21 protein-coding genes are annotated in these 26,083 nt (G+C 67.7%); 10 read left to right on the forward strand and 11 right to left on the reverse strand.

Annotated features, from left to right (window positions below; all coding sequences use genetic code 11):
- Nucleotides 1–26: 26 nt before the first annotated feature.
- The 3 genes from G3O06_RS35385 to G3O06_RS35395 are packed head-to-tail and all read left to right on the forward strand — an operon-like array spanning nt 27 to nt 2,667.
- On the forward strand, nt 27–371 hold the full coding sequence (locus tag G3O06_RS35385) for a DUF2069 domain-containing protein (RefSeq protein ID WP_205818982.1): 345 nt from the start codon (nt 27–29) through the stop codon (nt 369–371).
- A gap of 18 nt (nt 372–389) precedes the next feature.
- Nucleotides 390–1,811, forward strand: coding sequence for an FAD-binding oxidoreductase (locus G3O06_RS35390; RefSeq protein ID WP_175004426.1), 1,422 nt, complete (start codon nt 390–392; stop codon nt 1,809–1,811).
- A 25-nt stretch (nt 1,812–1,836) separates the two neighbouring features.
- Nucleotides 1,837–2,667: a metallophosphoesterase gene (locus tag G3O06_RS35395; RefSeq protein WP_205818972.1), complete on the forward strand. Its 831-nt coding sequence runs from the start codon at nt 1,837–1,839 to the stop codon at nt 2,665–2,667.
- A gap of 59 nt (nt 2,668–2,726) precedes the next feature.
- Here the strand turns inward: G3O06_RS35395 and G3O06_RS35400 are convergent, their stop codons facing one another.
- A complete protein-coding gene (locus G3O06_RS35400) occupies nt 2,727–2,879 on the reverse strand; it encodes a hypothetical protein (protein ID WP_006476208.1) in 153 nt (50 codons plus the stop codon).
- A gap of 117 nt (nt 2,880–2,996) precedes the next feature.
- The gene (locus G3O06_RS35405) at nt 2,997–3,938 is read right to left on the reverse strand and encodes a LysR family transcriptional regulator (protein WP_174912740.1); all 942 of its coding nucleotides are present in this window, start codon (nt 3,936–3,938) and stop codon (nt 2,997–2,999) included.
- Nucleotides 3,939–4,095: 157 nt separating this feature from the next.
- Here G3O06_RS35405 and G3O06_RS35410 point away from each other — a divergent pair, with 157 nt between their 5' ends.
- From G3O06_RS35410 to G3O06_RS35425, 4 genes are read left to right on the forward strand one after another with little or no spacing between them, the layout of a single operon-like run.
- Nucleotides 4,096–5,703 (forward strand): efflux transporter outer membrane subunit, encoded by a 1,608-nt coding sequence (locus tag G3O06_RS35410; RefSeq protein WP_205818973.1) that lies wholly within the window; start codon nt 4,096–4,098, stop codon nt 5,701–5,703.
- Nucleotides 5,704–5,717: 14 nt separating this feature from the next.
- Entirely contained in the window at nt 5,718–7,919 is a 2,202-nt protein-coding gene (locus G3O06_RS35415) for an FUSC family protein (RefSeq protein ID WP_205818974.1), read from the forward strand.
- Nucleotides 7,916–8,119, forward strand: a complete 204-nt coding sequence (locus tag G3O06_RS35420; protein WP_174912749.1) for a DUF1656 domain-containing protein — start codon at nt 7,916–7,918, stop codon at nt 8,117–8,119. Before G3O06_RS35415 ends, G3O06_RS35420 begins: the two co-directional genes overlap by 4 nt.
- 12 nt (nt 8,120–8,131) lie before the next feature.
- On the forward strand, nt 8,132–9,007 hold the full coding sequence (locus G3O06_RS35425) for an HlyD family secretion protein (protein ID WP_089445460.1): 876 nt from the start codon (nt 8,132–8,134) through the stop codon (nt 9,005–9,007).
- Between the two features lie 21 nt (nt 9,008–9,028).
- Here G3O06_RS35425 and G3O06_RS35430 read toward each other — a convergent pair whose 3' ends face one another.
- Nucleotides 9,029–10,702: a methyl-accepting chemotaxis protein gene (locus tag G3O06_RS35430; protein ID WP_205818975.1), complete on the reverse strand. Its 1,674-nt coding sequence runs from the start codon at nt 10,700–10,702 to the stop codon at nt 9,029–9,031.
- Nucleotides 10,703–11,115: 413 nt separating this feature from the next.
- Between G3O06_RS35430 and G3O06_RS35435 the strand changes: the two genes are divergently transcribed.
- On the forward strand, nt 11,116–12,354 hold the full coding sequence (locus tag G3O06_RS35435) for an MFS transporter (protein ID WP_205818976.1): 1,239 nt from the start codon (nt 11,116–11,118) through the stop codon (nt 12,352–12,354).
- A 74-nt stretch (nt 12,355–12,428) separates the two neighbouring features.
- Here the strand turns inward: G3O06_RS35435 and G3O06_RS35440 are convergent, their stop codons facing one another.
- Both G3O06_RS35440 and G3O06_RS35445 read right to left on the reverse strand, forming a co-directional pair.
- Nucleotides 12,429–13,226, reverse strand: coding sequence for a 5'-methylthioadenosine/adenosylhomocysteine nucleosidase (locus G3O06_RS35440; RefSeq protein WP_174912757.1), 798 nt, complete (start codon nt 13,224–13,226; stop codon nt 12,429–12,431).
- Entirely contained in the window at nt 13,223–15,586 is a 2,364-nt protein-coding gene (locus G3O06_RS35445) for a UvrD-helicase domain-containing protein (protein WP_174912760.1), read from the reverse strand. The genes G3O06_RS35440 and G3O06_RS35445 overlap by 4 nt, the downstream gene beginning before the upstream one ends.
- 224 nt (nt 15,587–15,810) lie before the next feature.
- Here G3O06_RS35445 and G3O06_RS35450 point away from each other — a divergent pair, with 224 nt between their 5' ends.
- Complete coding sequence (locus G3O06_RS35450) at nt 15,811–18,678, forward strand: valine--tRNA ligase (protein ID WP_205818977.1); 2,868 nt, start codon at nt 15,811–15,813, stop codon at nt 18,676–18,678.
- A gap of 87 nt (nt 18,679–18,765) precedes the next feature.
- Nucleotides 18,766–19,650, forward strand: coding sequence for a UTP--glucose-1-phosphate uridylyltransferase GalU (gene galU, locus G3O06_RS35455; RefSeq protein ID WP_205818978.1), 885 nt, complete (start codon nt 18,766–18,768; stop codon nt 19,648–19,650).
- Nucleotides 19,651–19,710: 60 nt separating this feature from the next.
- On the opposite strand, the gene G3O06_RS35460 is transcribed toward galU, so the two are convergent.
- The 6 genes from G3O06_RS35460 to G3O06_RS35485 form a co-directional block, all read right to left on the reverse strand.
- Nucleotides 19,711–20,325, reverse strand: coding sequence for a DUF4136 domain-containing protein (locus G3O06_RS35460; RefSeq protein ID WP_205818979.1), 615 nt, complete (start codon nt 20,323–20,325; stop codon nt 19,711–19,713).
- A 37-nt stretch (nt 20,326–20,362) separates the two neighbouring features.
- Entirely contained in the window at nt 20,363–22,750 is a 2,388-nt protein-coding gene (locus tag G3O06_RS35465; protein ID WP_205818980.1) for a CHASE2 domain-containing protein, read from the reverse strand.
- A gap of 10 nt (nt 22,751–22,760) precedes the next feature.
- Nucleotides 22,761–24,122 (reverse strand): FecR domain-containing protein, encoded by a 1,362-nt coding sequence (locus tag G3O06_RS35470; protein WP_205818981.1) that lies wholly within the window; start codon nt 24,120–24,122, stop codon nt 22,761–22,763.
- Nucleotides 24,119–24,823: a response regulator transcription factor gene (locus tag G3O06_RS35475; protein WP_006490421.1), complete on the reverse strand. Its 705-nt coding sequence runs from the start codon at nt 24,821–24,823 to the stop codon at nt 24,119–24,121. Before G3O06_RS35475 ends, G3O06_RS35470 begins: the two co-directional genes overlap by 4 nt.
- A gap of 268 nt (nt 24,824–25,091) precedes the next feature.
- Complete coding sequence (locus G3O06_RS35480; protein WP_174912780.1) at nt 25,092–25,514, reverse strand: peptidase; 423 nt, start codon at nt 25,512–25,514, stop codon at nt 25,092–25,094.
- A 228-nt stretch (nt 25,515–25,742) separates the two neighbouring features.
- Nucleotides 25,743–25,970, reverse strand: coding sequence for a sulfurtransferase TusA family protein (locus G3O06_RS35485; RefSeq protein WP_006402122.1), 228 nt, complete (start codon nt 25,968–25,970; stop codon nt 25,743–25,745).
- Between the last annotated feature and the right edge of the window lie 113 nt (nt 25,971–26,083).

A 26,083-nucleotide genomic window follows, 5' to 3' on the forward strand; every position in this document is an offset into this window, starting at 1 on the left:
CCGTCGCGGCCCGGCCGCGCTACGCGCTGGTCGCCACCGCGTGCCTCGTCGCGCTGATCGCGCTGTCGCTCGCGTGGGAGCTGTGGCTCGCGCCGCTGCGCCCGGGCGGCTCCGCGCTGATGCTCAAGGCCATCCCGCTCGCGCTCGCGCTACCCGGCGTCTGGCGGCGTAACATCTATACGATGCAGTGGGCGAGCATGCTGATACTCGTCTATTTCGCCGAAGGCGTCGTGCGCGGCATGTCCGATCGCGGGCTGTCCGCGACGCTCGGCTGGTGCGAGACCGCGCTTGCCGTCGTCTTCTTCGTGGCGGCGCTGGCGTACGTCGCGCCGTTCAAGCGCGCGGCGAAAAAGTCGCGCGCCGCGTCCTGACCCTTACGCGACAAGGTAATGATGTCCTCCGAAGCTTTCGTTTCCGCGTGCCGCGACGCGATCGGCGCCGACCATGTGCTGACCGACGCGCACGATACCGAGCCGTTCCTGACCGACTGGCGCCGCCGCTACAAGGGTGCCGCGTGTGCGGTGCTGAAACCCGCGAACACGGCCGAAGTCGCCGCGCTCGTCAAACTGGCCAACGCACACGGCATCGCGCTCGTGCCTCAGGGCGGCAACACGGGCCTGGCCGGCGGCGCCACGCCCGACGCGAGCGGCAGCCAGGCCGTCCTGAGCGTCGCGCGCCTGAACCGCGTGCGTGCGCTCGATCCGCACAACAACACGATCACCGTCGAAGCCGGCGTGATCCTCGCCGACGTGCAGGCGCGCGCCCGCGAAGGCGGCCGGCTGTTCGCGCTGAGCCTCGCGGCGGAAGGCAGCTGCACGATCGGCGGCAACCTGTCGACCAATGCCGGTGGCACCGCGGTGCTGCGCTACGGCAACGCGCGCGAGCTGTGTCTCGGGCTCGAGGTCGTCACGCCGCAGGGTGAAATCTGGGACGGCCTGCGTGGACTGCGCAAGGACAACACGGGCTACGACCTGCGCGACCTGTTCATCGGCGCGGAAGGCACGCTCGGGATCATCACGGCAGCCGTGATGAAGCTGCATCCGCTGCCGGCCGCGCAGGTCACGGCACTCGCCGCGCTCGAGTCGCCGCACGCGGCGCTCGATTTCCTCGCGCTCGCGCAGCGCGCGGCCGGGCCGCTGCTGACCGGCTTCGAGCTGATGTCGGACTTCTGCATGCAGCTCGTCGGCAAGCACTACCCGCAACTGCGCTACCCGTTCGCGCAGACGCATGCGCAGACGGTGCTGCTCGAGCTGTCCGACAACGAAAGCGAAGCGCATGCGCGCGCGCTGTTCGAGAAACTGATGGAAGAAGCGTTCGAGGCCGGGCTCGTGGTCGACGCGGTGGTCGCCGAGAATCTCGCGCAGTCGCGCGCGTTCTGGGACCTGCGCGAGCACATCCCGCTCGCACAGGCCGACGAGGGGCTCAACATCAAGCACGACATCGCGGTGCCGATTTCGTCGATCGCGCGCTTCATCGACGAGACCGACGCGGCGATCCAGCAGGCCGCGCCGGGCGCGCGGATGGTCACGTTCGGCCACCTCGGCGACGGCAATCTCCACTACAACGTGCAGATGCCCGAAGGCGGCGACCCGAAAGCGTTCCTGGCCGCGTTCCAGGCGCCGATCAACCGGATCGTCTACGACAACGTGCACCGCCACCACGGCACGATCAGCGCGGAGCACGGCATCGGCCAGTTGAAGATCGACGACGCGCAACGCTACAAGTCGCCGGTCGAAACGACACTGATGCGCACGCTGAAGACCGCGCTCGACCCGCGCGGCCTGATGAATCCCGGCAAGGTCCTGCGCTGAAGCCGCCCACTCCGGAGCCACGCCCGTGAAAATCCGCGTCCTGTCCGACCTGCATCTCGAAAGCAACCTGCCCGACGCGATCCCGCATGCCGACGCGGATCTCGTCGTGCTGGCCGGCGACATCCACAATCACGCGGAAGGGCTGCGCTGGGCCGCCGAAACGTTCGATCCCGAGGTGCCGGTGATCTACGTGCCGGGCAACCACGAGTACTACGACGGGGAATTCGGCGCGCTGGAGACAGCGATGCGCGATGCCGCGCAGGCGCTCGACAACGTGCACTACCTGAACAACGACGTCTACGTCGATCCCGCGCAGCGCTTTCGCGTGCTAGGAACTACGCTCTGGGCCGATTTTTCGCTGTTCGGCGCCGACGAAGCCAGCCTTGCCAGCTCGATCGAGGCCGGGCTGCGCGTGATGCTCGATTTCAAGGGATTGATCCAGGTGACTTGGCCGCATGACGCGGCGCTGCATGCGGCGCCGGGCACGCCGGAACGGGATTTCTCGCCGGCCGATGCGATCGCGCTGCATCGACGCAGCCGCGCGTGGCTCGAAGCGCAGCTCGCGACGCCGTTCGCGGGCCAAACGATCGTCGTTACCCACCACGCGCCGCACCGGCGTTCGCTGGCGGAGCGCTATGCGGAAGATCTTGCGTCGGCGGGATTCGTTACGGACATGGCGGAACTCGTGCAGCCGCCGGTCAATCTGTGGCTCCACGGCCACACGCATACGTCATTCGACTATGTGGCGGACGGCGACACACGCGTGGTGTGCAACCCGCGCGGCTACATCCACCGGCGCACCGGCGAACTGGAAAATACCGCATTCGCGTGGGACAAGGTCGTCGAGCTCGGCTGAACGCCGGCCCGCCCGGCCGCATTGCGCGGCCTTTTTCGACGTGGGACGTGACCCCGGGATCAGCGGCCCGGGCGGCGCGGTTCGCGCACGCGCACCGGAACCGGCTTCATCTGCGCCTTCGCCTTCATCGCACGCAGCAGGTCGCGAGTCGCCGCGGCGGCCGCGGCCGCGCCCAGCAGGACTCCAAGGCCGATCATCAGGTGCGTATCCATTGCTACTCCGGGGTTGCGTATCTCGTTAATTCCCACAGTATCAAACTGTCCGACACACGTTCGTAAAAAAATGTTGCGTGAAGGACAAATCTCGTCAGATTGCGGCCGACCGCGCCATCATGTCGCACGCGTGTACTGCGCGAGCGCGGCTTCGTCGGCTGCAAGCGTGGCCGGCAGTTCGTCACGCAGGAAATCGACCCAGGTGCGAATTTTCGCGTCGAGGTACTGGCGCGACGGATACAGCGCGTAGATGTTCATCACGTGCGACCGGTATTCGGGCATCACGCGCACGATGTGCCCGCTGCGCAGCCAGCCGATCGCCGAATAGAGCGGCAGCCCGCCGACCCCCATCCCCTCACGCACCGCCACTGCAAGCGCCTCGGCGACATTCACGCGAAACGGCGGCGCCGTGATCGGGACAACCTCGTCGCCGTTCGGCCCCGCCAGCGCCCATTCGTCGAACTGAAAGCCCGGCGCGACCATCCCGAGGCAGATGTGCTGCGCGAGATCGGCCGGACGCTGCGGCACGCCGTGCGCCTCGATATAGGCGGGCGATGCGCACACCACGCTGTAGCTCTCGCCGAGCCGCTGCGATACGAGCCCCGAATCCGGCAGGTCACGGCCGACGACGACCGCGACGTCATACCCCTCGTCGAGCAGGTCGGGCATCCGCTGCGCGAGCGTCAGCTCGACGTGCACGTCCGGGTAGCGCTCGCGATAGCGCGCGATGGCCGGCACCAGATAGTGCTGGCCGAGGCTTGTGAAGCAATGAACCTTCAGCTTGCCCGACGGGCGCGCATGCGCATCACCCGCCTCGGCTTCAGCCTGGTCGACGTACGCGAGGATCTGCTCGCAGCGCTGCAGATAGCGCTCGCCGGCTTCGGTCAGCGCGATCCGACGCGTCGTGCGATTCAGGAGGCGCGTGCGCAGGTGCGCCTCGAGATCCGAGACCGCGCGTGATGCATAGGCGGTGGTCGAATTCATCTGCTGGGCGGCCGCGGTAAAGCTTCCCGCGTCGACCACGCGGACGAATACCCGCATGTTTTGTAGCGTATCCATCCCATTACCCGTTTGAATCCGGACGGATTGTTGCACAGAGGCGAACAAGTATTGTCTCAGGATTCGTAAAAATGACTTGCACCCTTGTCCATTTATTCAGGAATCGCTGAAAAATATAATCGCATCCGACTCATCTATATCCGAAAGGGAGAAAATCGTGCAGTCTCCGGCAAAAAAAGGGACGATCGCACTGGCGGTTCTTGCAGTCTCATTAATAATGGCCGGATGCGCGAGCATGGGCGACAACAAGCCGCAGTCGGCCCGCATCGAGGCGAACGCGCTCGACGCCGGCGCCGCGATCCGTGCGGCCGACCGTGACGCGGGCTGGCCCGCAGCCGACTGGTGGCGCGCCTACCGCGATCCGCAACTCGACGCCTGGATCGCCAACGCCCAGGCCGGCAACCCGACGCTCGCGGCCGCCGAGGCCCGGGTGCGCGAAGCGCAGGCGATGGCACGCGTGGCCCGCTCGGCCGAATTGCCGCAGATCAACGGCAACCTCTCGCTGATGCGCGAACACTGGCCGGACAACGTGTACTACGGCCCGGGTCCGCTCGCGAACGCCGATACCTGGAACAATACCGGCACGCTCGGCCTGTCGTACCACCTCGACCTGTGGGGCAAGGACAAGAACGCGACCGAACGCGCGCTCGACACTGCGCATGCGACCGCCGCCGACGCGCGTGCGGCGAAGCTCGAACTCGAAGTCAACGTCGTGCGCGCGTATGTCGGCATGTCGATGAACTACGCGCTGCTCGATCTCGCGCACGAAACGTTCGAACGCCAGCACTCGCTCGCCGATCTCGCACGCAAGCGGCTGCAGGCCGGCCTCGGCACGCAGCTCGAAGTGAGCCAGGCGGAATCGACGCTGCCCGACTACGAGCGCCAGATCGACAGCTACGAGGAAGCGATCCAGCTCGCGCGGCACCAGCTCGCCGCGCTGGCCGGCAAGGGTCCGGGCGCCGGCGATGCGATCAAGCGGCCGCAGCTGTCGCTCAACGCGCATGCCGGCCTGCCGTCGGCAATGCCGGCCGACCTGCTCGGCCGCCGCCCCGACGTCGTCGCGGCGCGCTGGACGGTCGACGCGCAGGCGCGCGGCATCGATGTCGCGAAGGCGTCGTTCTACCCGAACATCGACCTGCTCGCGACGGTCGGCGGCTTCGGCGTGACCGCGCCGTTCACCGACTTCCTGCGCGCGATGAACGGCGGCTGGACGGCCGGCCCCGCGCTGTCGCTGCCGATCTTCGAAGGCGGCCGGCTGCGCGCGCAGCTCGGTGCAGCGAATGCCGGCTACGACCAGGCGGTCGAGCGCTACAACCAGACGATCGTCGGCGCGCTCAAGGACATCGCCGACCAGGTCGTGCGGATCCGCTCGCTCGATACGCAGCAGAAGGACGCCGCACGCTCGGTGGCCGCCAACGACCGCAGCTACCAGCTGTCGCGCGAAGGCTTCCGGCGCGGGCTGACCGATTACGTGAACGTGCTGGTCGCGCAGCAGCAGTTGCTGCGCGCGCAGGAGACGGCCGCCCGCATCGATGCGGAACGCCTCGCCGCGCACGCGCAGCTGATGGCCGCGCTCGGTGGCGGTGTCGAGACGGGTGCGGATGTACCGGGCGGCGATCCGTCGGGCGGCGATCCGTCGCACGGCAAATCCGCCGCGGGCGCAGCCGCGCCTGCCGCCGCGTCGGGCGCGATGCCCGTGGCAGCAGTCGCCCGGCCCGCGACGGTGGCCGCCGCCGGTGCGTCCGGCGTGCCGGCCGCACGATAACGCGGAGCGACGCCATGTCAGCCTCCTCCCCCGCTTCCACGCCCGCCGGTGGCCCGTTCGCGGCCTGGACCGCCGCGTTCGGCGACTGGGCCCGCACCGACGGCGCCGCGTGGCTCTACCTGTTCAAGGCACTGCTCGCCGCGTTCATCGCGACCGGAGTGTCGATGCGGCTCGACCTGCCCGCACCGAAAACGGCGCTGACGACGGTATTCATCGTGATGCAGCCGCAAAGCGGCGCCGTGCTCGCGAAGAGCTTCTACCGGGTCGCCGGCACGATCTTCGGGCTCATCGCGACGCTCACGTTCGTCGGGCTGTTCCCGCAGCAGCCGCAGCTGTTCCTGCTGGCCATCGCCCTGTGGATCGCGCTGTGCACCGCCGGCGCCGCGCGCAACCGCAACTTCCGCAGCTACGGCTTCCTGCTCGCCGGCTATACGACCGCGCTGATCGGCCTGCCCGCGTCGCAACACCCGGACGGCGCGTTCATGAGCGCGATGACGCGCGTCTCGGAAGTCATCATCGGGATCGTGTCGGCCGGCGTCGTCAGCGCGCTCGTGTTTCCGCAGTACACGGGCGAGCAGATGCGCACGACGGTACGCAAGCGCTTCGGCAGCTTCGTCGACTACGTCGCATCGGCACTGTCGGGCCAGCTCGACCGCGCGCACATCGAGACCATCCACACGCGCTTCGTCGCCGACGTGGTCGGTTTCGAGGCCGCGCGCAGCATGGCCGTGTTCGAGAATCCGGATACGCGCATGCGCAGCGGCCGCCTCGCGCGGCTGAACAGCGAGTTCATGAGCGCGTCGAGCCGTTTTCACGCGCTGCACCAGTTGATGAACCGGCTGCATGCGGCCGGTGCGCAGGCCGCGATCGATGCGATCGAACCGTATTTCCGCGAAATCGCACCGCTGCTCACGCGCCATGGCGAACCCGTGCGCACGTCGATCGACGCCGCGCACTCGGCCGAACAACTGCTCGCATGGCGCGACGCGCTGCCGCGCCGTATCCGCGCGACGCGCGCGGAACTCGAAACGCAGCCCGGCTTCCCGCTGCTCGACTTCGACACGGCCGCCGAGCTGCTGTATCGCTTCATCACCGACCTGCAGGAATACGCGGCGACCTATGCATCGCTCGCGACCGCGACGCACGAGCGCGAACGCTGGATCGAGCGCTACGAGCCGCGCACCAACCGGACGGCCGCCACGATCGCGGGGATCCGCACCGCGACGGTGATTCTCGCGCTGGGCTGGTTCTGGATCGAGACCGCGTGGCCGAGCGGCGTGATGCTGGTGCTGAACGCCGCGGCGACCTGCGCGCTCGCGTCGTCTGCACCGCGCCCGACCGCGATGGCCGCGCAGATGGGGATGGGCACGGCGCTGGCCGTGTGCACCGGCTTCCTGCTGATGTTCGGCATCTACCCGCGGATCGACGGCTTCTGGCTGCTGTGCGCGGCGCTCGCGCCGTTGCTCGCGATCGGCATCTACATGACGCTGAAGCCGAAGCTCGCAGGCTACGGGATGGGCTACCTGATCTTCTTCTGCTTCCTCGCCGGCCCCGACAGCATCACGCACTACGATCCGATGAGCTTCATGAACGACGCGCTCGCGCTGCTGTTGTCGATGCTGGTATCGGCGATCGCGTTCGCCGTGCTGTTCCCGCCGACCGCGCCGTGGCTCAAGAAACGGCTGTTCGCCGACCTGCGCCATCAGGCTGTCGCGGCCTGCCACGCGCGGCTCTCCGGGTTGCGCACGCGCTTCGAGAGCGGCGCGCGCGACCTGATGTACCAGGCGCACACGCTGTCGGCCGACCAGCCCGACGTGCAGCGCGACGCGCTGCGCTGGATGTTCGCGGTGCTCGAAACCGGCAACGCGGCCATCGACCTGCGCCAAGAGCTGGCAACGCTGCCGCCCGACCCGCGTTATGCGCCGACGATGCCGTGGCGACGCGCGATCGAGACGATGCGCGCCGCGCTGTCGTCGCTGTTCACCCGGCCGGACGCCGAACGCTTCGATGCAACGCTCGCGGCGGTCAACGATGCGATCGACACGACCCGGCAGACGCTCGACGCGTTCACGCCGACGCGCGAGGAGCGCCACCGGCTGCAGCGCATCCTGAGCCACCTGCATTTCGTGCGCACGGCCCTGCTCGATCCCGAATCGCCGCTCGCCGCGCTCAATCGCAACCGCCCCGTGCGTCCCCAACCAGGAGCCTCGTCATGATGCCGCGTGAAATCGCCATTCTCGATGCCTACATGCCCACGGTGGTGCTGCTGTTCGTCCTCGGCGCGCTCGCGACCTGGGCCGTCGACCGCCTGCTCGCCTATACGGGCCTCTACCGTCTCGTCTGGCACCCGTCGCTGTTCCGGGCCTGCCTTCTTGTCTGCATTTGCGGCGGACTGAGTCTTGCCGTTTACCGTTGATTCCGAACCATCATGATTCTCAGAAAACTCTTCGGCTTCGTCGCGACCGCCGTCATTCTTCTCGTCGCGATCCTGATCGGGCGCTCGCTGTGGGTGCACTACATGGACGATCCGTGGACGCGCGACGGGCGCGTGCGCGCCGAGATCGTCAACGTCGCGCCGGACGTGTCGGGCGCGATCGTCGAATTGCCCGTGCATGACAACCAGCTCGTGAAAAAGGGCGACCTGATCATGCAGATCGATCCGTCGCACTACCAGATCGCAGTCGAGCAGGCGCAGGCGGCCGTCGCCGCCCGCCGCGCGGAACTGCAGATGCGCCGCGACGACGCGGCCCGCCGCGCGGATCTCGATGCACTCGTCGTGTCGAAGGAAAACCGCGAGAACGCCGCGCACAGCGCATCGAGCGCCGATGCGCAGTACCAGCAGGCGATCGCCGCGCTCGATGCCGCGAAGCTCAACCTCGAGCGCACGCGCGTCGTCGCGCCGGTCGACGGCTACGTCACGAACCTGCAGACGTTCAAGGGCAACTACGCGGTGGCCGGCCAGGCAAAGCTCGCGATCGTCGACAGCCACTCGTTCTGGGTCTACGGCTACTTCGAGGAAACCAAGCTGCCGCGCGTGAAGATCGGCGCGCCGGCCGAGATGCGGCTGATGAGCGGCGGCGTGATGAAGGGCCACGTCGAAAGCATTTCGCGCGGCATCTACGATCGCGACAACCCGCAAAGCCGCGATCTCGTCGCGGACGTGAACCCGACCTTCAACTGGGTGCGCCTCGCGCAGCGCGTGCCGGTACGCATCAAGATCGACGACGTGCCGGCCGACGTGGTGCTGTCGGCGGGCACGACCTGCACGGTCATCATCGATCCCGACAAGCAGAAGAAGTCGTAATGGCTGAACGGCCGGGCGCGCTCAGGCCGCGATGCGAAAGCGCCCGACCAGCGACTTCAACGCCTGCGCCTGCTCGTCGAGCGCGTTCGCCGCGGCGGCGGCCTGCTCGACGAGTGCCGCGTTCTGCTGGGTGCCGGCGTCCATCTGCGTGACCGCGCGGCCGATCTCGTCGATCCCGGCGCTCTGCTCGTCCGATGCGGCAGAAATTTCACCGATGATGTCGGTCACGCGCTTGACCGCGCGCACGACGTCACCCATCGTGCGGCCCGCATCGTGTGCGAGCGCCGCACCGTTGGCGACGCGCTCGACCGACGCGCCGATCAGCGCGCGGATCTCCTTCGCCGCGGTCGCCGCGCGCTGCGCGAGCAGGCGGACCTCACCTGCGACCACCGAGAAGCCGCGCCCCTGCTCGCCGGCGCGTGCGGCCTCGACCGCCGCGTTCAACGCGAGAATGTTGGTCTGAAACGCGATCCCCTCGATCGTGCCGATGATGTCGCGAATGTTCTTCGCGCTGTCGTCGATCTCACTCATCGTCGCCACCACACGCCCGACGACTTCCCCACCCGTCTCCGCGACGGCCGACGCATTGGCCGCGAGCGCGCTCGCCTGCCGCGCGTTCTCGGCGTTCTGCCGTACGGTCGACGTGAGCTGCTCCATGCTGGCCGCGGTGCGCTCGAGCGCGACGGCCTGCTGCTCGGTGCGTTTCGACAGATCGAGATTGCCGGTGGAGATTTCGCCCGACGCGGCCGCGATCGCCTCGGCGCTGACGGCGATCTCGCCGACGGTCGCCGCGAGCCCCGTCTGCATCTCGGCCAGCGCACGCACCATGCTGTCGCGGTCGTGCCGGCCCAGCTTGATCGGTTGCGTCAGGTCGCCGCGCGCGATGTCGGCGGCGATCGCCTTCGCGTGCGCGGGCTCGCCACCGAGCTGCGACGCGAGACGGCGCACGACGCGCTCGGCGATGACGATCGCGAGCACGATCAGTGCAACCGTCATCGCCGCGATCATCGCGAACGACGACGAGAAAATGGTGGCGGACGCATCGAGTGTCGCCTTCGACTTCGCGCCGCGCGTCTTCACGAGCTCGGCGACGAGTTTCTCGAGCTTGCCGGTTTCGACCAGCAGCGACACGTCCTGCGTGCCGACCTGCCAGTTCATCTGCGACAGGTCGAGCGGCTGCGCGCGCACGAGCTCGACGAAATCGCGCAGGTGCGCGCTCCACGTGCCGACCGCCGTCGAGAATGCGCGCAGCCGCGCCGAATCGTCGACGTCGGCCGGATCCGCGTAGCGCTGCAGCGTGCCGAGCGCGTGGCCGATCGACGCGAGCCCCGCGCCCACTTCCGCGCCCAGTTCGTCGCGCTCCTTCGCGGTGGTCGCAGTCAGCAGCATCTTCTGGGCACGGCTCGCGCGCAGCACTTCGGCCCGGACCTCCTCGGCCGCGCGGCTCGCGACGTGGCCCTGCTCGTAGACCGACGCGATCGACGCGTTCAGCCGGCTGATCTGCCACAGCGAAAACATGCCGATCGCCAGTGTGCCGACGAGCAGGATCGCGAATGCGGCGCGCAACGTCGCCTTGACGGTCCACGGCCGGCGCTCGCGACGCGCCGCTTGCAGGCGCCGGGCAGCGCGGCCTGCGGCAACGTCGGGTGCGGCGGCCGCCGCACTTGGCTGTGGATGCAAAGATGCTGCTTTCATCGAACTATCCCCGTATTGATCACGCGGCCGGAAAGGTCGGTCCCGGCATTCCCGCGATGGCTGGCCATGCCGCGCGTCCTGCGCCCGCACGGCGGGTAGCCGGTGCCGGGCGCGGCGCGCCTGTTGTCTTGTCATTGGGTCGTTCTACGGCCGCCACCGCCGTTTCTTGAGTCCGGGAAACCACGCACCGGCCCCCGGCGCGGCTCCCGCTGACAGGCGGGAGCGCCGCCAGCGGTTATACCTGGCCAAAAAAGCGGGCACCGGCCGATCCGTCAGATGAATGTCCGATTCACGATAAAACTTGTCCGGACATTCTCGATACGCCACATTACACTTCTTTGACGCAGCAACGATTCAAGACGCGCCAATCCCCAGCAGAGCGCGCCCGCCACCTCAACTCGTTCAGCTCTCACATGGAAACCAGCCTCGACAACGGCTCCGCCCGCGCGGCCGCCGCCCAGCCGTCCGCGCCCCCCGTTGCCCGCACCGTCTATCCGGTGCTCGGCGCGATCAGCTTCTCGCACATGCTCAACGACATGATCCAGTCGTTGATCCTCGCGATCTATCCGATGCTCAAGAGCCAGTTCGCGCTGTCGTTCGCGCAGATCGGCCTGATCACGCTCACCTACCAGATCACCGCATCGCTGCTGCAGCCGCTCATCGGCCTCTATACCGACAAGCGTCCGAAGCCGTATTCGCTGCCGGTCGGCATGGGCTTCACGCTTGCGGGGCTGCTGCTGATGTCGGTCGCGCCCAATTTCCCGATGCTGCTGGTCGCCGCGGCGCTCGTCGGCTGCGGCTCGTCGGTGTTCCATCCCGAATCGTCGCGCGTCGCGCGGATGGCGTCGGGCGGCCAGCACGGGCTTGCGCAGTCGGTGTTCCAGGTCGGCGGCAATGCGGGCTCCGCGCTCGGGCCGCTGCTTGCCGCGCTCGTGATCATTCCGCACGGCCAGCACAGCATCGCGTGGTTCTCGGCGGCCGCGCTCGTCGCGATGATCGTGCTTACGCAGATCGGCCACTGGTACAAGAAGCATCCGTCGATGAAGAAGAAGACAGCGGCAACCGGCCACCCGACGCTGTCGCGCGGCCGCGTGATGGGCGCGATCGGCGTACTGGTGCTGCTTGTGTTCTCGAAGTACTTCTACCTCGCGAGCATCAACAGCTATTTCACGTTCTACCTGATCGACAAGTTCCACCTGTCGGTGCAGGCCGCGCAGATCCACCTGTTCGTGTTCCTCGCGGCCGTGGCGGCCGGTACGCTGATCGGCGGGCCGGTGGGCGACCGGATCGGCCGCAAGTACGTGATCTGGGTGTCGATCCTCGGCGTCGCGCCGTTCACGCTGCTGCTGCCGTACGCGAACCTGTTCTGGACCAGCGTGCTGACCGTGATCATCGGCATCGTGCTGGCGTCCGCGTTCGCCGCGATCCTCGTCTACGCGACGGAGCTGATGCCCGGCAAGGTCGGGATGGTCGCGGGCCTGTTCTTCGGCTTCGCGTTCGGCCTCGGCGGGGTCGGCGCGGCCGTGCTCGGCCAGCTCGCCGACGCGACGAGCGTCACGTTCGTCTACAAGGTGTGCTCGTTCCTGCCGCTGATCGGCGTGCTGACGGTGTTCCTGCCGAACCTCGAAAGTAGCCGGCGCAAGAAGGCGTGACGAACCGGCCGCGGCGTGCGCGCCGCGGCCGGTCGAACGGCTCGAATGAAGGAATGAAGAAAACGACGGCGGCTTCAGGCCGCCGTCGTCGCATGCAGCGTCAGGAAGCGCTTGAGGATGCCGGACGAATAGCTGCTCGCGATCGCCGACAGGAAATGCGAGAACGACTGCGTCGCGTGATCGTCGGCCGTATCGGAAATCGTGCGCACGAGCGCGAACGGCACGTCGTGCTCCGCGCACACCTGCGCGATCGCGGCCCCTTCCATCTCGACCGCGAGCGCATCCGGCAACGCGTCACGCAGCGCGACGACCTCGCGCTCGCTCGACACGAAGCGGTCGCCGCTGATGATCAGCCCCGCGTGCAGCGTCGCCCCGGCCAGGCCGAAGCGTGCGGCGAACTGCGCGCCCTCTTCCGCGACGAATTCCGTACACGCGGCCCGCAAGCGTGCCGTCAGCGCCGCGTCGGTCGCGAAACGCGTGATGCCGAGCAGCGGCACCTCGTAGCGCGGAAAAAGCGGCGACGCGTCGAGATCGTGCTGCAGCAGCGTATCGGCGACGACGACGTCGCCGACGCGCACCGTGCGCGACACGCCGCCCGCGACACCGGTGAACACGACGCCCGCCACGCCGAACACGTGGATCAGCGCGCTGACCGTCGCGGCGGCCGCGACCTTGCCGACCCGTGCGAGCGTCACGACGCAGGCCGCGCCGTGCACGGTGCCGACGTGATAATCGCGGCGGCCGAGCGTGACCGTCTTCATCGCGCCGTCGGCACGCATCGCGGCGATCAGGTCGCCGAGTTCCTCGGGCAGTGCAGCCAGGATGCCGAGCGGACGGGGCGAAACCGTACCCACCATGTCGATGCCCATCATTCCACCGCCTGCAGTTTCGCGACCGCGAGCGCGAGCCACTTCTCGCCGTGCCGCTTGAATTTCACCTGCGCCTTCGCGTCGGTGCCGTTGCCTTCGAGCGCGGTGACCGTGCCTTCGCCGAACTTGGTATGGAACACCTGCTGGCCGACCCGGAAGCCGGCATCGGCCGCGCGCTGCTTGTTCGCGAACGAGGGCAACGGCGCGGACACGGCCGGGTCGACGATCTGCTCGCGGCTGCCGCCGCCCGGCCGCGCGAACCAGTCGCGCCCGTACCCGGCGTTGTCCGACCGGCCGCCCCAGCGCGAACCGGCCTCGACCTTCGGCGTCAGCCACTTGAGCACGTGCTCGGGCAGTTCGTCGAAGAAGCGCGAGCGCACGTTGTAACGCGTCTGGCCATGCAGCATCCGGCTCTGCGCGAACGACAGGTAGAGCCGCTCCTTCGCACGCGTGATCGCGACGTACATCAGCCGGCGCTCTTCCTCGAGCCCGTCCGATTCGAGCACGCTGTTCTCGTGCGGGAACAACCCTTCCTCGAGGCCCGTGATGAACACGGCCGAGAATTCGAGCCCCTTCGCCGCGTGCACCGTCATCAGCTGCACGGCGTCCTGCCCGGCCTGCGCCTGGTTGTCGCCGGCCTCCAGCGACGCATGCGACAGGAAGCCGGCGAGCGGCGTCATCGTGTCGGGGTTTTGCGCCGGGTCGGCGGGCGATACCGGATCGAGCACGTCGACCGCCGGATCGTCCGTCGCGGTGCCGAGCTCGGGCGCCGCGATCGCGCCCGCGCGCAGCGGGATCGAACGGGCCGGCGTGTCGAGCCCGTAGCCTTCCTCGGCGATGAACGCGGTGGCCGCGTTCACGAGTTCCTGCAAGTTCTCGAGACGGTCCTGGCCTTCGCGCTCGCCCTGGTAGAAATCGGCGAGACCGCTGGCGCGCACGATGTGCTCGACGGTGTCGGGCAGGTTCATGTGCTGCGTATCGGCGCGCATCTTCGCGACCAGGTTCGCGAACCCGCCGAGGCTCGTGCCGGCCTTGCCCGTCACGTACGGAATCGCGGCGGCCATCGAACAGCCGTACAGGCGCGCGGCGTCGGCCAGCTGCTCGATCGAGCGCGCGCCGATGCCGCGGGTCGGGAAGTTCACGACGCGCACGAACGCGGTGTCGTCGTTCGGGTTGTCGATCAGGCGCAGGTACGCGAGCGCGTGCTTCACTTCCTGGCGTTCGAAGAAGCGCAGGCCGCCGTACACGCGGTACGGGATGCCCGACGACATCAGCGTGTGCTCGATCGAGCGCGACTGCGCGTTGCTGCGGTACAGGACGGCCACTTCGCTGCGCGCCATCCCCGTGTTGATCAGCGAGCGGATCTCCTCGACGATCCAGCCGGCTTCCTGCGAATCGGTGCTCGCCTCGTACACGCGCACGGGCTCGCCGTGGCCCGCGTCGGTGCGCAGGTTCTTGCCGAGGCGGTGCGCGTTGTTCGAGATCAGCTGGTTCGCCGCGTCGAGGATGTTGCCGTGCGACCGGTAGTTCTGCTCGAGCTTGATCAGGTTGCGCACGCGGAATTCGTCTTCGAAGTCGCGCATGTTGCCGACGTTCGCGCCGCGGAACGCGTAGATCGACTGGTCGTCATCGCCGACCGCGAAGATCGCGTTCTCGCCGCCGGCGAGCATCTTGAGCCACGCGTACTGCAGCTTGTTGGTGTCCTGGAACTCGTCGACGAGGATGTGCCGGAAGCGCGCCTGGTAGTGCGCGCGCAGCGGCGCGTTGTACGCGAGCAATTCGTAGCAGCGCAGCAACAGCTCGGGGAAATCGACGACGCCCTCGCGCTGGCACTGCTGGTCGTATGCCTGGTACAGCTCGACGAACTTGCGGTTGAAGTTGTCGGACGCATCGACCTTGTCGGGACGCAGCCCCTGCTCCTTCGCGTTGTTGATGAAGTACTGCACGTTCTTCGGCGGGTACTTCTCGTCGTCGACGTTCGCCGCCTTCATCAGCCGCTTGATCGCGGACAGCTGGTCGGCGGTATCGAGAATCTGGAAGGTCTGCGGCAGGCCCGCATCACGCCAGTGCGTGCGCAGCATCCGGTTGCACAGGCCGTGAAACGTGCCGATCCACATCCCGCGCGTGTCGATCGGCATCATCGCCGACAGGCGCGCCATCATTTCGCGCGCGGCCTTGTTCGTGAAGGTCACGGCGAGCACGGTGGGCGGCGATGCGTAGCCCTGCTGGATCAGCCACGCGATGCGGGTGATCAGAACGCGGGTCTTGCCGCTGCCCGCCCCTGCGAGGATCAGCGCCGGTTCGTTCGGCAACGTGACGGCGGCGAGTTGTTCGGGGTTCAGATTGGCGAGCAGGTCGGGCATGGAGCGGCAGCGAACGGGCGAGAAAAATGCGGACCCGACATTATAAGTCGGCCGCGCGATGCTGTTCCCGATCCGTTCGACAGCCAGTCACAAGCATGTCGCCGGCACGCGGCAACCGCGTCGCGACAGGCCCGTGCCGGCAAGGCGATGGCTGCTCGATGTGCATCCATTTATAATTGTCAGATTCGGCATCCAATTCACGCATTTTTCGGCAGATTTCCAACATGAGCGACAACACGCTTGCGAAGAGTTTCGAGCCCCACACCATCGAGTCCCAATGGGGGCCGGAGTGGGAAAAACGCGGCTATGCGGCCCCGGCATTCGACCCGGCCCGCCCCGATTTCTCGATCCAGTTGCCGCCGCCGAACGTGACGGGCACGCTGCACATGGGCCACGCGTTCAACCAGACGATCATGGACGGCCTCACCCGCTACCACCGGATGCTCGGCGAGAACACGCTGTGGGTGCCCGGCACCGACCACGCGGGGATCGCGACCCAGATCGTCGTCGAGCGCCAGCTTGACGCGCAAGGCGTGTCGCGCCACGACCTCGGCCGCGAGAAGTTCGTCGAGCGCGTGTGGGAATGGAAGGAAAAATCCGGTTCGACGATCACCGGCCAGGTGCGCCGCCTCGGCGCGTCGCCCGACTGGTCGCGCGAATACTTCACGATGGACGACAAGATGTCGGCCGCCGTGCGCGACGTGTTCGTCACGCTCCATGAACAGGGCCTGATCTACCGCGGCAAGCGCCTCGTCAACTGGGATCCGGTGCTGCTGACCGCCGTGTCGGACCTCGAAGTGGTGAGCGAGGAGGAAAACGGCCACCTGTGGCACATCCGCTACCCGCTCGTCGACGGCTCGGGCTCGCTGACCGTTGCCACGACGCGTCCGGAAACGATGCTCGGCGACGTCGCGCTGATGGTGCATCCGGAAGACGAACGCTACGCGCACCTGATCGGCAAGCTCGTCACGCTGCCGCTGACGGGCCGCGAAATTCCGGTGATCGCCGACGACTACGTCGACCGCGAGTTCGGCACGGGTGTCGTGAAGGTCACGCCCGCGCACGACTTCAACGACTACCAGGTCGGCCAGCGCCACAAGATCGCCCCGATCGAGATCCTGACGCTCGACGCGAAGATCAACGACAACGGCCCCGAGCAATATCGCGGCCTCGACCGCTTCGACGCGCGCAAGGCGATCGTCGCCGACCTCGACGCAGAAGGCTTCCTCGACTCCGTGAAGCCGCACAAGCTGATGGTGCCGCGCGGCGACCGCACGGGCGTCGTGATCGAGCCGATGCTGACCGACCAGTGGTTCGTCGCGATGACGAAGCCGGCGCCGGAAGGCACGTTCAACCCCGGCAAGTCGATCACGGAAACGTCGCTCGACGTCGTGCGCAGCGGCCAGATCAAGTTCGTCCCGGAAAACTGGACGACCACCTATTACCAGTGGCTCGAGAACATCCAGGACTGGTGCATCTCGCGCCAGCTGTGGTGGGGCCACCAGATTCCCGCATGGTACGGCGAGAACGGCGAGGTGTTCGTCGCGCGCAACGAGGAAGAAGCGCGCGCAAAGGCTGACGCGAAGGGTTATGCGGGTGCGCTCAAGCGCGACGAAGACGTGCTCGACACGTGGTTCTCGTCGGCGCTCGTGCCGTTCTCGTCGCTCGGCTGGCCGAACGAAACGCCCGAACTGAAGCACTTCCTGCCGTCGTCCGTGCTCGTCACGGGCTTCGACATCATCTTCTTCTGGGTCGCCCGGATGGTGATGATGACCACGCACTTCACGGGCAAGGTGCCGTTCCACACCGTCTACGTGCACGGCCTCGTGCGCGACGCGGAAGGCCAGAAGATGTCGAAGAGCAAGGGCAACACGCTCGACCCGATCGACATCGTCGACGGCATCGACCTCGACACGCTGGTCGCGAAACGCACGACGGGCCTGATGAACCCGAAGCAGGCCGCGACGATCGAAAAGAAGACGCGCAAGGAATTCCCGGACGGCATCGCCGCGTTCGGCACCGACGCGCTGCGCTTCACGATGGCGTCGATGGCGACGCTCGGCCGCAACGTGAACTTCGACCTCGCGCGCTGCGAAGGCTATCGCAACTTCTGCAACAAGCTGTGGAACGCCACGCGCTTCGTGCTGATGAACTGCGAAGGCCATGACTGCGGCACCGACAAGCCGGAAGTCTGCGGCGCGGGCGATTGCGGCCCGGGCGGCTACCTCGACTTCTCGGCGGCCGACCGCTGGATCGTGTCGCTGCTGCAGCGCACCGAGGCCGACATCGCGAAGGGCTTCGCCGATTACCGCTTCGACAACATCGCAAGCGGCATCTACAAGTTCGTGTGGGACGAGTACTGCGACTGGTATCTCGAACTCGCGAAGGTGCAGATCCAGAACGGCACGCCGGAACAGCAGCGCGCGACGCGCCGCACGCTGCTGCGCGTGCTCGAGACGGTGCTGCGCCTTGCGCACCCGGTCATCCCGTTCATCACCGAAGCGCTCTGGCAGAAGGTCGCGCCGCTCGCGGGCCGCTATCCGCAAGGCAAGGCCGAAGGCGAAGCGTCGCTGATGACGCAGGCGTACCCGGTCGCGAACCTGCAGAAAATCGACGAGGCGTCCGAACAGTGGGCGGCCGACCTGAAGGCGATCGTCGACGCGTGCCGCAACCTGCGCGGCGAGATGAACCTGTCGCCGGCAACCAAGGTGCCGCTGCTTGCAGCCGGCGACGCCGAGCGCCTGCGCTCGTTCGCGCCGTACGTTCAGGCCCTCGCGCGCCTGTCGGAAGTGCAGATCCTCGCGGACGAAGCGGCGCTCGACAAGGAAGCGCACGGCGCGCCGATCGCGATCGTCGGGCCGAACAAGCTGGTGCTGAAGGTCGAGATCGACGTCGCGGCCGAACGCGAGCGCCTGTCGAAGGAAATCACGCGCCTGACGGGCGAGATCGTCAAGTGCAATGCGAAGCTCGGCAACGAGGCATTCGTCGCGAAAGCGCCGCCGGCCGTGGTCGAACAGGAGCAGAAGCGCGTCGCGGAATTCCAGAGCACGCTCGAGAAACTGCGCGCGCAGCTCGATCGGTTGCCTGCGTAACAAAGGGTAAGGTCGTTTGCGTTCACTATAATGGGGACGTGAACATAGACCGTCTGACAAGTCGATTACAGGAATAAAGGTTCGATCATGTTGAAAGTTACCAAGGCGGTGTTCCCCGTGGCCGGTCTCGGCACGCGGTTCCTCCCGGCAACGAAAGCGAGCCCGAAGGAAATGCTGCCGGTCGTCGACAAGCCGCTGATCCAGTACGCAGTCGAGGAAGCGATCGCCGCCGGCATTACCGAGATGATCTTCGTCACCGGGCGCAGCAAGCGCGCGATCGAGGATCACTTCGACAAGTCGTACGAAGTCGAGGCCGAACTCGAGGCGCGCGGCAAGGAAAAGCTGCTCGAACTCGTGCGCAGCATCAAGCCGAGCCATGTCGACTGCTTCTACGTGCGCCAGCCGGAAGCGCTCGGCCTCGGCCATGCAGTGCTGTGCGCGGAGAAGCTGGTCGCGGACAACCCGTTCGCGGTGATCCTCGCCGACGACCTGCTCGACGGCAACCCGCCCGTGATGAAGCAGATGGTCGACGTGTTCGACCACTATCACAGCTCGGTGATCGGCGTGGAAGAGATCCCGCCGTCGGAGACGAAGTCGTACGGGATCGTCGACGGCAAGGAGTGGGAGGAGTCGATCGTCAAGATGTCGGCGATCGTCGAGAAGCCGGCGCCGGAAGTCGCGCCGTCGAACCTCGGCGTGGTCGGCCGCTACATCCTGAAGCCGCGGATCTTCGAGCACCTGCGCGCGCTGAAGCCCGGCGCGGGCGGCGAGCTGCAGCTCACCGACGCGATCCAGGCGCTGCTCGCCGATGAGCAAGTGCTGGCCTACAAGTACCAGGGCACGCGCTACGACTGCGGCAGCAAGCTCGGCTACCTGAAGGCGACGGTCGAATTCGCGCTGCGCCACGCGGAAGTCGGCGCGGAATTCGACGCGTACCTGCGCACGCGCGGCGGCGCACACCTGGCCGACTGAACGCGGCAAGGGCGCAAGGGCTCACTCCGGCGAGCCCGCCCTCACCTCACCGGCCGACGCTCAACGCGCTTCGGCCGGCTTCACCGAGACGACGCCCGGCATCCCGCCCGCGTCGTCTTTTTTCGTCTTGACGAGCCAGCCGCCGCCATCGCCGAACGGCACCTTCGCGAGCGCGCTCTTCACGAGCGCCGGCACGGCCTGCTGCGTGCCGGGGTCGCGATCGCGCAGCGCAGCCGATACGCGGTAGACGTCAACGCCCGATTTCGCGTCGACGAAACGCAGCGTCAGCACGTGGCGATACACGCGGCCCATGAACGGCAGCGCGAACGGCGCCGGCCCGTCGACGGTCACGCATGCGCTGCTCGCGGCGCCGCACCCGTCGGCGCTCGCCGCGACCGAGGCCGGCTGCGTCGCATACGCGATCGACAGCCGGTAGCGCGCGGCCGCGAGCGGCTTCGCATCGAAGCCGCGGTGCGCGAGTTCGTCGCGCACGAGCGTCTCGATCTGCCGGTATTCGGCATCGTCGGCCTGCGCGGCCGTCCGCACGAAGTCGTAGCCGTGCGCATCGGATGCGAACGCGTTTGGCTGCCCGACCGCACTCACGCCGCTCGTCACGCCGGCGCACCCCGTCAACAGCGACGCCGCCAGCGCGGCCGCTGCCCATTCCTTTCTCATGGCTTTCCCCAAATGCCTGCCGTCGCGCCCGGCCCTGTCAGGCGGACGGCTCGTCGATCGCGGGCAGCGACACCGTCACCGCGGTGCCGACACCCACCTCGCTGTCGACCGACACGCTGCCCCCATGGCGCGTGACGACCGTCTTCACGAATGCCATACCGAGCCCGGAACCCGAGATTTCGGGCCGCTCGCCGGCATGGAACCGCTTGAAACGCTCGAACAGATGCCGCTGATGTTCCGGCGCAATGCCGTATCCCTGATCGCGAATCGTACAGAACATCCGTTTCGACGCGTGCTCGACCGCCAGCGTACACGTGATCACGGTATCGGACGGACTGTATTTGACCGCATTGTTCAACAGGTTCACGAACGCGCGCGTGATCAGCGAACGGTCCGCGCGCACCCAGCACATGTCGGTGCCGACGTCGGTGTCGACGCGAATGTGCTTCGCCTGCGCCTGCGGCCACACCTCGTCGCTCGCATCGATCAGCACGTCGACGAGGCTCGTCACCTCGAGCTGGTACACCTGCGACTCCGCGCGCGCCAGCTGCACGAACTCGTCGGCCAGCGACAACGCGCGGTGCGCGTAGCGCTCGATCCGCGCGAGCAGCCCGCGCATCGCGTCGGTCTCGGCGCGGTCGCGCTCGATCTCGACGAGCGCGAGAATCGACGACTGCGGCGAACGCATGTCGTGCGACAGCAGGTGCAGCGCTTCCTCGCGCTGCCGCTCGGCCGCGTGCAGCTCGGTCACGTCGACGAGGCCGGCGATCCAGCCCGTCACGCGGCCCTGCGCGTTCGTGCAGGCCGCGTAGCGTAGCAGATGGTCGAGCCCGTCGCGATCGCGCACCTCGATGCCGCGCGCCATCGCGTCGTGTTCGGCCTCGAGCGTCGGGTCGAGCGCGGCCGGCCAGTGCTCGCGGATCGCCACGTCGTGTTCGACATTGCCGTCGACGGTCTTCATGAAGGTCAGCTCGCCGAGCGCGACGCGCAGCGGCCGCCCTTCCGGCAGCGGCAGCGACAGGCGCGACCCGTAGCGCTTGGCCGCATGGTTTGCGATCAGCACGGTGCCGGCCAGGTCGGTCACGAAGATCGGCTCGGGCATGCTGTCGAGGCTGTCCCACACGAAACGCTTCATGTCCTGCACGCGCTGAGCGGCTTGCGCCATCAGCGCCATCTGCCGCTCCAGCACGTCGCCGCCGACGCTGCGCGTGCGCGGTGCCTCGGGCAGCAGGTGCGGCTCGTCAGCGAGCCGCTGCAGTTCGCGGCGCAGGTACGACATCGTCATTTCCAGGCGCCGCCAGTTCCAGATCGGGTAGACGGCGACCAGTCCGAAGATCGCGGGCGCCGGTGACAGCCAGATGCGCGCTTCGAACAGCAGCACCAGGCTCGCGACGACGGCGAGCACGGCAAGGCTCAGCGTCAGCAGCAGCGCGCGCCACGGCGACAGCATCAGGAAGCCGCCCAGCAGCACGGCGAGCGGCAGCAGCGACGCGATGAACAGCCCGGCGCGCGACGCGGGCGAGATCGCGCTGCCGGTTGCCAGCATGTCGAGCACGTTGGCATGGATATACACGCCGGCGAGCGGCCCGAACTCGCCGGACACGGGTGTCGCGAAGCGGTCGTACAACCCTGACGCCGTCACGCCGACGACGACGATCTTGCCGCGCATCGCGTCGGGCTTCACGCGCCCTTCCAGCACGTCGTCGAACGACAGCGTCGGATACGCGGGCGTGTTGCGGCTGAACGGGATCAGGTAGCGGCCCTCGCCGGCCGCGTCGCGCGACAGGTCGTGCGCATGCGCGCCGGGCGCGCCGCCGACCGGATGGAGCCGGCCGCCCTGGATCGCGCGATACACGGGCACCATCAGCTGCGGCCAGCGCACGCGCCCGTCGCTTTCGTACAGCGCCACGCTGCGTACGATGCCGTCGCGGTCGACTTCGAGGTTGATGTGGCCGAGCCCGACCGCACGCGCCGCGAGCGCAGCCACCGGCGGATCGACCGCGCGCGTGCCGTCGGCCTGCTCGGGGCTCAGCAGCACGGGCAGGAAGGTCGGCACGCGGCTCATCGCGTCCGCGAACGCGCGATCTTCCGGCGACGGCTCGGTAAACAGCACGTCGTAGACGACGGCGGCCGGTTGCGCGCGTGCCAGCGTGTCGAGCAGCCGCGCATGCACGTCGCGCGACCACGGCCAGCGGCCGAGCGCGGATACGCTCTGGTTGTCGATGTCGACGACGACCACGTCGGGCGACAGCGGCAGGCTGCGCAGCATCAGCAGCCGGTCGTAGATCAGGCCGTCGACGCTCGACGACAGGCGGCCAAGCGCGCACGCGAGGATCACCGCGATCCCGAGGCAGCCGATCGCGATCCATTCGATCAGGAAGCGGCGGCCGAGGCGCCGCCGCGGGGAAACGGAGTCGGGTTTCATGCGCCGCGGATCAGCGCGACAGCGTGAACGCGCTGACCGGACTGGTCTTCTCGTAGAACTTGCCGCCTTCGAACTCCTCGACGGTCACGGCCCAGAAATAGTCGCCCGGCGGCAGGTGCGCGACGGTGATCTGACGCGCATGCAGGCCGACCTGGTCGACGACCGGTGCGCTCAGGTCCTTCGAGCGCGACAGCACGAACCGGTAGCGCGCATCCTTGCCCGAACCGTTCGGCGACCAGCGGAACTCGTAGCCGCCGGCACCCGGCGACGCGCTCGCGTCGAGCCCCATCACGCGGCGTTCGAACGCGTACGTGCGCGGCCGGCCCTCGAGGCCGTTCGCATCGATCGCGGCGACCCGCACGAAGTAGTTCCCGTTCGGCACGTCGCGGAAGACCGCGCGCGGCGAATCGGTGCGCGTTTCGCGGAACAGGTCGAGCAGCCCGGCGTCGTGCGCGAGCTGCACACGGTATGCCTGTGCCTGCGCGAGCGGCGCGACGTCGAATGCGACGTCGGGCTCGTCCTGCACCTTGTCGGGATGCGCGAGCGCCGGTGCGGGCAACAGCTCGACGGGCGCGCCGACCGCGCCGGACGCGGTCGCGACGCTGCCGAAATTCGCATGCACGAGCGTCGGGTCGGCCGGCTTCTGGCCGCCCGCGACGCCGACGGTGCCGTCGAGCACCTCGACGCGCGTCGACGCATTGCCGCCCGCGTCGTAATTCACGCGAAAGTGCGTGCCGCGCACGCCGGCCACGACCGACGGCGAACGGATCTGGAAGCGGTCGTCGCGTTTCTTCAGATGAGTGACCTCGCTGTCGACCGAGCCGCGCGTGAGCTCGAACTCACGATCGAGCGTGCCGGTCAGCACCGTGCGGCGCAGCGCCTTCAGGTCGAGCTGGCTGTCGGGCGGCAGGCTCATGTGCGTGCCGTCGGCGAGCTCGAGCGTCACGAAGCCGTTCGGGCCCGTGCGCACGCGATCGCCCTCGGCGAGCGTCGCATCGTTCGCGAGCGGCGCGTAAGCGTCGCCGGACGCGCGTTCGGCCGTGCCCTGCACCGCGATGACGCGTGCGGTCAGCTTTTCCTTGCGCAGACGCACGACCGGCAGCTTCAGCGCGATGCCGGGCTGCAGGTGCTTCGGTGCGGGCACGCCGTTGATCTGCTGAAGCAGCTGCCAGTCGTCCGCGCCTTGCAGGTAGCGCGCGGCGACGTCGTACAGCGTGTCGCCCGCCTGCGTGCGGTAGACGACCATCTTGCCCGCGGCAGCGGGCGGCTGCGCGGCCGCATGCTGCGCGGCGAACGCCAACGCAACCGCGCAGGACACGCGCAGCGCCGCCGTGCGCAGATTCGCCGTGCGCCGCGTGATTCCCGTGGTCACTCCGGTTCTCCCTGGCCGACCCGCTCGAGCCGGTAGCCGTAGCCGTAGATCGGCGCGAGGCGATAGCCGTTTTCGGGCCGCAGGCCGAGCTTGGTGCGCAGCATCGAGATGTGCGTATCCATCGTGCGCGACGGGATGTCGGTCGCCTGCTTCCACACGAGATCGAGAATGTGCGCGCGCGACAGCGGCCGGTCGAGGTGCTGGAACAGCAGCAGCGCGAGCTCGAATTCCTTCTGCGTGAGGCTCACGGCCTTGTCGCCGACGTAGGCCTGCTTCAGGTTCACGTCGAAACGGAACTGATCGAATTCGCGAACGGTGGCCTCGGCGTTGACCGGATACGCGCGGCGCAGCAGCGAGCCGATGCGCGCGCGCAGGATCGGGCCCGACACGGGCTTGACCACGTAATCGTCGGCGCCGGCGTTGAGGATCTGCGTGATCCCTGCCTCGTCGTCGCGGCTCGTCATGAAGATGATCGGCAGGCTGTGCTCGGTCTGATTGGCACGCACCCACTTCAGCACTTCCTCGCCGGACATGTCGGGCACGTTCCAGTCGAGCACCAGCAGATCGAACGTCTCGCGCTGCAGACGCTTCTTCAGGGCCTTGCCTTCCTTGAACGCATAGCACGTGTGGCCAACGGCCGTCAGCGTTTGACTGACGAAATCCGTCTGGGCCGGATCGTCATCCAGTACAGCAATTCTCATAGCACCCCGCAAATCGAAATCGATTCGTCCAGTTCAGCTCCCCGCCCTCACCCTGCCGCGCAACACGCGCGCGGCTTCCGGATACCGGCCGGCGAGCCGTCGTTCGCCGCTCGCGCCACCTGCGCAAACCGGCGACCCCGGCTTAATATCTCAAAAACGGGGCACGGACGAACCGGCGATTTCATCATAGTAGTATGAAATTCGCCAATAAATTGCGCGGACTACCGTCTTTTCTTCGAATAATCCTTCCTGCCACGCAACCGAGCGCCTAGTCGACACCCGCGATACCCGCCACCGGCTCGGCTACCTCGTCGGCCGGCATGCGCGGCGACGGCGGTTCCGGACGCACCGGTTGTACAAGCATCCGCTGCAGCTGGCCGCGCACGCGCTCCCACGCGGTGGCCGCGTAATCCGGCTGGCTCGCCGCCCACGCCTGCGCCAGATCGAACACGCGCTCGATCGTCGCGCCGCAGTAGGTCAGGCCCGAGCCGTCGTCCTGCGCGGCATCGCGCAGCCGTTCGTCTAGCCACTCGGCCAGCCACGGCATCTCGGCCGCGGCCGAATCCGCGTAGGCCTCCAGCGCGGCACGCGCGTGGCGATCCTGTTGCGGGTCGAGCTCGATACGGCTCAGCCCCGATACGCTGCGTTGCGCTCCGGACGGACTTCGAAGGGTCCCTGGTCTAAAGGACATGTCCTCTCCCCGTTTGTACGACGGTAGCGTCAGGCATGGCCCCCGTGCCCGCCATATGACGTACCGTGGCCGGCGCATCCGCTGGGAGCGGACGACCGGCCGGGTCAGTATACGCAGCCGATCACGAAGCGAGGTTTAAGAATTGTCAGAGAGACGTGGCCGGCGAGGTGTGGCCAGCGAGGTGCAGCCGGCCGACGCCAGGCGGTACCGGCACCGTGATGCGGGCCGTCAGCGGCGGCGCATCAGGAACACGAAGGTCTTGTCCTGCGTCGTCGATTCGACGATCTCGTTGCCCGTCTGCTTCGCGAACGCGGCGAAATCGCGCTGCGAGCCCGGATCGGTCGCGAGCACCTTGAGGATCTGCCCGCTTTCCATATCGGCGAGCGCTTTCTTGGCACGCAGGATCGGCAACGGGCAATTGAGCCCGCGCGCGTCCACTTCCTTGTGAATCTGCATCGGCTGTCGACCTTCGAATGACGCGCCATTCAAGGCGCGGAGAGAAGCCGGGATTTTACCGCAGCGCCGCGGTGCCTGCCCGGGCCGCCTGCGGCCCGGCGCCCGCGGACACC

Source organism: Burkholderia sp. Ac-20345, assembly GCF_017104825.1.
In the GTDB taxonomy this organism is placed as follows: domain Bacteria; phylum Pseudomonadota; class Gammaproteobacteria; order Burkholderiales; family Burkholderiaceae; genus Burkholderia; species Burkholderia lata_B.